This is a genomic window from Microcystis sp. LE18-22.4A, assembly GCF_027531105.1.
Lineage (GTDB): Bacteria > Cyanobacteriota > Cyanobacteriia > Cyanobacteriales > Microcystaceae > Microcystis > Microcystis aeruginosa.
Window position 1 is genome coordinate 1 of the sequence record NZ_JAPZRB010000216.1, and the last position, 6,531, is coordinate 6,531.

Consider the following 6,531-nt stretch of genomic DNA (forward strand, 5'->3'; position numbering starts at 1 on the left):
AAATCCTTATCTGGCAAGAGACTTAATTGATTAGTTCGCTCTAGATAAGAAACAATTGACAAAAATCGCTAAATGCCTTTCTATATAAGGGTTACATCCCTTATAACCCCCGTCCATTGCATAACACAAACCGAAGAGCCGATTTATTCAGCAAACCCTACATATAGCAAAACTAGATCAATTGTCAAAGCCCCCTAAGCAATTGACATCCTCGGTCAAGTTCATGTATAGTAGCTCCCAAAGAGTTGGGGGGATGGTTTTAAGCCTTCTCAAAAATTCTTTTCGGCGATTACTGGCAGAAAGCCGTTGAAATTAACTGAAAACCCAGTATAGCGAGTCTATTTGACTTGTGAACAATCGTAGCTCCCCTCTCCTTCTGGGATGAGCCTGATGGGTTTTGGCAGTGTATGGATACTTATCGAGAAATGGAAATGCTCAATCACCTTGATGACACTGGACAAGCTAGATGGAAAATATGGTAAAGGAAGCATTTTGGCCGGGCAAAAAGGTCTTTATTACTGGTCATACGGGCTTTAAGGGGTCTTGGCTGGCGTTTTGGTTACTCCATCTGGGGGCAGAGGTAAAAGGCCTCAGTTTAGCCCCCAATACCACCCCCGCCTTATTCGACCAATTAGACTTAGCTCAAAACCTGAGTCATCATATAGGAGATATTCGAGAGCCTGAGTTAGTAGCTCGTTTAATCGCTTCATGGCAACCGGATGTAGTCTTTCATTTAGCGGCACAACCCCTAGTGCGGCTTTCTTATCTTGAGTCGGTGGAAACATGGAACACAAATGTTATGGGGACTATTCACGTTTTAGAAGCCCTCAAGAGCCTGAATCATCCCTGTGCCGCCGTGTTTATTACTAGCGATAAGTGCTATGAGAATCGGGAATGGGTCTATGGTTATCGGGAAAATGACCCCTTAGGGGGTTACGATCCCTATAGTTCTAGCAAAGCTGGGGCGGAATTGGCGATCGCATCTTGGCGCAGTTCCTTCTTTAAAACCCCTCAAACCCCCATCGGTATTGCCAGTGCCAGGGCCGGAAATGTCATCGGTGGCGGAGATTGGTCTCTAGACCGGATTGTACCCGATGCAATGCGGGCCTTGATGAAGTCCGAAGCGATTCCGGTGCGGAACCCTCTAGCGACTCGTCCTTGGCAGCACGTTTTAGAGCCTTTAGGGGGCTATTTACGGTTAGCTGAGTCTATTTATGAGCAGTTGATGACGGCCAATTGGCAGCAAGACAGCCGGGGGTTATATGGGGCGTTTAATTTCGGTCCGGCTCTAGCCTCTAATCGCCCGGTTAAAGAGTTAGTTGAGTCTATCCTACAACTTTGGCCGGGGACTTGGCTCGATCAAAGTGATCCGAATGCTGTTCATGAGGCTAAATTGCTTAATCTAGTCACAGATAAGGCTTTTCATACCCTAAAATGGCAACCAGTCTGGGATTTTCGGCAAACCCTCAAGGAAACCGTGACATGGTATTATCAAGCGGCTCAAATGGACTCTCAAGATAAGGCACAATTCCAGGAACTTACCCGCCAACAAATCGAATATTATCAAAGTTGTCTGAGCGATTAGCGAACTCAAGGCTGATAATAGTGCAAATTAAGTGATAATTAAGTTCAAATTTCTCCCCTGAAAGGAAATTAACCATGACTCAATCTATTTCTCCCCCCAATACAAATACTGAAGCAGAACTGCGAGAGCAAGTCTTTCAAGCAGTACAAGAATATTATAAGCACAAATTTCAACCCCGGGCTTTTGTGGCGGGGCAGACCTATATTCCGGCATCGGGTAAGGTATTTGATGAGCAAGAATTAGTCAAATTAGTGGATTCTTCCCTAGATTTCTGGTTAACGACGGGCAGATATGCGGCGGAATTTGAGGAACGTTTTGCCCAGTGGATGGGGGTAAAACATTGTTTATTAGTCAATTCCGGCTCTTCGGCCAATTTAGTGGCTTTAAGTGCCTTAACTTCCCCTAAACTGGGGGAAAAACAACTTAAACCGGGGGATGAAGTCATTACCGTCGCCGCAGGTTTCCCGACTACAGTTAACCCCATCTTTCAAAATCAGCTAATTCCCGTCTTTTTAGACGTTAAATTACCCGGTTATGACCTTGATATTGATCAACTGGAATCGGCCTTGTCAGAGAAGACTAAAGCGATTATGATCGCTCATACCCTGGGAAATCCCTTTAATTTAGAAGCGGTGATGGCTTTTGCCGAAAAACATGACCTCTGGGTAGTTGAGGATAACTGTGATGCGGTGGGAAGTCTCTACAAAGGGCAAAAAACCGGCACCTTTGGGCATTTAGCAACGGTTAGCTTTTACCCTGCCCATCACATGACTATGGGAGAAGGGGGCGCGGTTTTAACCAGTGATACCCGCTTGAAAAAGATTGTCGAGTCATTCCGTGACTGGGGCAGAGATTGTTGGTGTCCTCCGGGGGTAGATAATACCTGTAATAAGCGCTTCGGTTGGCAGTTAGGAGATTTGCCCTTTGGCTATGACCATAAGTACACCTATTCTCATGTGGGTTATAACCTGAAGATGACGGATATGCAAGCCGCCGTCGGGGTAGCGCAACTGGATAAATTGCCAGGATTTATCAAAAAGCGCCTGGAAAATTTCGACTTTTTGCATCAAAAGTTACAGGAGCTTCAGGATGTTTTAATTCTGCCTGAAGCCAGCCCCGATTCTGAACCGAGTTGGTTCGGGTTTCCGATTTTTGTCAAGGAAAATGCGCCTTTTAGCCGCAATGATTTGGTTAAGCATTTGGAGGAAAAACGCATCGGCACAAGGCTATTATTTGGAGGAAATTTATTGCGACAGCCTCTTTATAAGGGGTTAAATTATCGAGTTATTGGGGATTTAAGTAATGCTGATAAAATCATGAGTAGTGTTTTTTGGCTGGGCATTTATCCCGGATTAACCGAGGAGATGTTAACCTATGTAGCCGAAACCCTGACAGCATTTTGTAGGGGGAAACAGTAGGAGATGTCAAAAACTATTTTATTGACGGGGGGTACAGGATTTTTAGGTAGTCATCTGGCTAAACGTCTTGTCTATGAGGGTTTTGACGTTATTATCATTAAGCGCTCAACCTCTAAATTGTCGCCCTTGGAATCTATTATCAACCAAGTTCGGTTCTACGATCTCGACTCGATTGATATAGAGAAAATTTTTCAAGAAAATGTCATTGACATAATCATCCATTGTGCTACCAATTATGGTCGTTTTGCCGTTCCTCCTACAGATATTATCCAAGCGAACCTTTTTTTGCCTTTGAAAATTCTGCAAATAGCAGAAAATTATCCAGTCAAAACATTCATTAACACTGATACCATTTTAGATAAAAGAGTGAGTTACTATTCCCTTTCTAAAAAACATTTTTTAGATTGGTTGTCCTTATTTTCTCAAAAAATGGTTTGTATTAGTGTTGCTCTAGAGCATTTTTATGGACCCTTTGATGATCGCTCTAAATTTGTCTCGAAAATTATCTTGGATTTGCTGCATGAAGTAGATTTTATAGATCTGACATTAGGAGAACAGAAACGTGATTTTATTTATATTGATGATGTTGTAGAAGCCTTCATGACACTGGTTAACTTTAGTTTTGATGTTCCTAATAATTTATATCGCTATGAAATAGGTACAGGAAAGAACATTGAAATTCGAGAGTTTGTTCAAACGGTTAAAACGATGACAGGAAATAAAGTCACTCGACTTAATTTTGGTATGCTTCCTTATCGAGAAAATGAGATCATGGAATCCCATGTGGATATTTCAATGTTATCAAGATTAGGTTGGCAACCCCAAACTTCTCTAGTTGAAGGGTTAAAGTACACTATAGATCAGGAAAGGAGTAGTATTAATCGATGAAATATTTAATTACTGGTGGCTGTGGATTTTTAGGAAGCAACATTGCTGGACAAATATTAAAGAAAAGAGAAGAATTGCTCATTTTTGATAACTTGTACCGATCAGGTTCGGAACAAAATCTTAACTGGTTGCGAAGTCAGGGGCAATGTCAATTTACCCATGGAGATATTCGCAACACAAATGATGTTGAGCGCGCTGTCAAAGAATTTAAACCTGATGTTATCTTTCATCTAGCAGGTCAAGTGGCGATGACGACTTCTATTGCTAATCCTCGCCTAGATTTTGAAATCAATGCCTTAGGAACTCTAAATATTCTAGAGTCTGTACGAAAGCACTGTCCTGATAGTGCGATAGTCTATTCGTCAACTAACAAAGTTTATGGAGACTTAGAACAATTTAGGTATCAAGAACTAGAAAAGCGCTATTTCTGCCCCGATTATCCTCAAGGATTTGATGAATCTGTACCCATTAATTTTCATTCACCCTATGGATGTTCTAAAGGGACAGGGGATCAATATATGTTAGACTACGCTCGTATCTTCCATTTAAAAACCGTTGTTTTTCGTCACTCTTCCATTTATGGAGATCGTCAGTTTTCTACTTACGATCAAGGTTGGATTGGTTGGTTTTGCCAGAAAGCATTAGAAGCCAAAACTAACCCTAATGCTGAACCATTTACAATATCAGGGAATGGGAAACAGGTGAGGGATGTCTTATATGCTAGTGACGCAATTGCTTGTTATTTAGCAACTGTTGAACGTATTGATAGCATTAAGGGTGAAGTATTTAACATCGGCGGAGGGGTAGATAATAGTCTTTCGCTATTGGAATTGTTTGATATTTTAGAAGATTTAACAGGGGTGAAACTGAATTATAAACAATTGCCTCCCCGGGAAAGTGATCAGCGAATTTTCATTGCTGATATTGGCAAAGCGGTAAGTAAATTGCAATGGCAACCCTGCGTCTCAAGTCGTCAAGGAGTTAGTAAAATGTTAGAATGGTTAAGTAAATGAGTTTGTTAATATTGTACCTAAATTTCAGATATTTTATATGCAGGAGAATAAAGTATGAAAAAGCTTATTAGTGTTATGACTCCTTGTTATAATGAAGAGGATAACATTGAGGATTTGTACTCTCAAGTTAAGACGATTTTTGAAAATCAATTATCTGGTTATGACTACGAACACGTTTTTATTGATAACTGTTCCAAAGACCGAACAGTAGACATCTTAAAAATGCTGGCTCGAAAAGACCCCAAAGTAAAAATTATCGTCAATGCCAGAAATTTTGGCTTTGTTCGTTCCTCCTATTATGGACTCATTCAACCAGATGGAGATGCCGTGATTTTTCTGATGGCTGACCTACAAGATCCACCCTCTTTAATCGTTGATTTTGTTACTAAATGGGAAGAAGGATATAAAGTTGTTCAAGGGGTGAGAAAAAACAGTAGGGAATCATTTGTGCTTTTTAAGGTCAAAAAACTCTATTACTACGTTCTCAGTAGAATCTCTGATGTAGAATTGACCAGAGATTCTACTGGATTCGGCTTATATGATAAGTGTGTCATTCAGAGTTTACGAAAAATTGATGACCCTTACCCTTACTTTAAAGGTTTAATTTCGGAATTGGGTTTCGAGATCGCTGAGGTTGAGTATGTCAGTGCAGCGAGAAAGAGAGGGGTTAGCAGCGCAAACTTCTTTATGCTCTATGATTTTGCTTTACTGGGTATTACAAGTCATTCTAGAGTACCTATTAGAGTAGCTACTATGGTTGGCTTTGTTATGGCTATTATAAGTCTTATCATATCTATGGCCTACTTAATTGTCAAACTACTTAATCCTAGCTTTCTACCCTTGGGAATTGCATCTTTACACATTACTCTATTTTTCTTCTCTTCGGTACAATTATTTTTCATTGGACTCATTGGTGAATATATTGGACTAATACATTTAAGGTCTTTAAAGAGACCTCTGGTTGTAGAGCGAGAGCGAGTGAATTTTGATTAAGAGTTACCTAGCGATGTTCTTTAATCTAAATTGTAAAAGACAATAAAGTAAGGATTCAGGTGTCTCAAATGCAGTCACAGAGCGGCTTCTAAAATCTCAGAACTCGCTAAACTAACAGTTTTATTCTCAATAAGCACGAAAATTAAGGCTTTCAGCGTTTCTTAATGAGAATGAGTATTTGTCCATAATTCGCCTAAATGCTTACACAGCATGGGTTTGACTGCTTTTTGTATGACCTGAATCCTTACACAATAAATAAAGAGGAAAATAAAATGTATCAAATGAATAAAACTGCGATCAATCAATGGTTCAAAGGTGTAGGGGCGTTTCTACTGATTTTTATTGATGTAAATTATCTTCTTACCACAAGATTTGGTAGATTAAAAGGAAATGAAAGGTATGAGGCAATGTGGTATCTGTTCATTTTCATTTCAATTGTTGTTTTGCCTATATTCTTGGCTAAAGTTTTGAACTATTTAAGTTCTATTTTATCCAGGGTAAGAGCATCTCAATTAGGCTTGACAAAAGGCTTTCAGCACAGCCATCATATAGTTATTATCCATGGCCGCCCGTTTACTTTTTTGTGCCAGACTACGTCGGTAAGTGGATTCCTGGTTAAGAGCGTTAAGTGCTA

The 6,531-nt window shown here is 40.2% G+C and carries 5 protein-coding genes; all 5 read left to right on the forward strand.

Annotated features, from left to right (window positions below):
* Positions 1-466 precede the first annotated feature (466 nt).
* A complete protein-coding gene (rfbG, locus tag O9295_RS09575; protein WP_288032801.1) occupies positions 467-1,585 on the forward strand; it encodes a CDP-glucose 4,6-dehydratase in 1,119 nt (372 codons plus the stop codon).
* A gap of 74 nt (positions 1,586-1,659) precedes the next feature.
* Positions 1,660-3,003 carry a lipopolysaccharide biosynthesis protein RfbH gene (gene rfbH, locus O9295_RS09580; protein WP_288032802.1) on the forward strand — a complete coding sequence of 448 codons (1,344 nt, stop codon included), beginning with the start codon at positions 1,660-1,662 and terminating at the stop codon, positions 3,001-3,003.
* 3 nt (positions 3,004-3,006) lie between these two features.
* A complete protein-coding gene (locus O9295_RS09585) occupies positions 3,007-3,891 on the forward strand; it encodes an NAD-dependent epimerase/dehydratase family protein (RefSeq protein ID WP_288032803.1) in 885 nt (294 codons plus the stop codon).
* On the forward strand, positions 3,888-4,904 hold the full coding sequence (locus O9295_RS09590; protein ID WP_288032804.1) for a GDP-mannose 4,6-dehydratase: 1,017 nt from the start codon (positions 3,888-3,890) through the stop codon (positions 4,902-4,904). The genes O9295_RS09585 and O9295_RS09590 overlap by 4 nt, the downstream gene beginning before the upstream one ends.
* Before the next feature lie 54 nt (positions 4,905-4,958).
* Positions 4,959-5,897 carry a glycosyltransferase family 2 protein gene (locus tag O9295_RS09595; protein ID WP_288032805.1) on the forward strand — a complete coding sequence of 313 codons (939 nt, stop codon included), beginning with the start codon at positions 4,959-4,961 and terminating at the stop codon, positions 5,895-5,897.
* Positions 5,898-6,531: the final 634 nt, after the last annotated feature.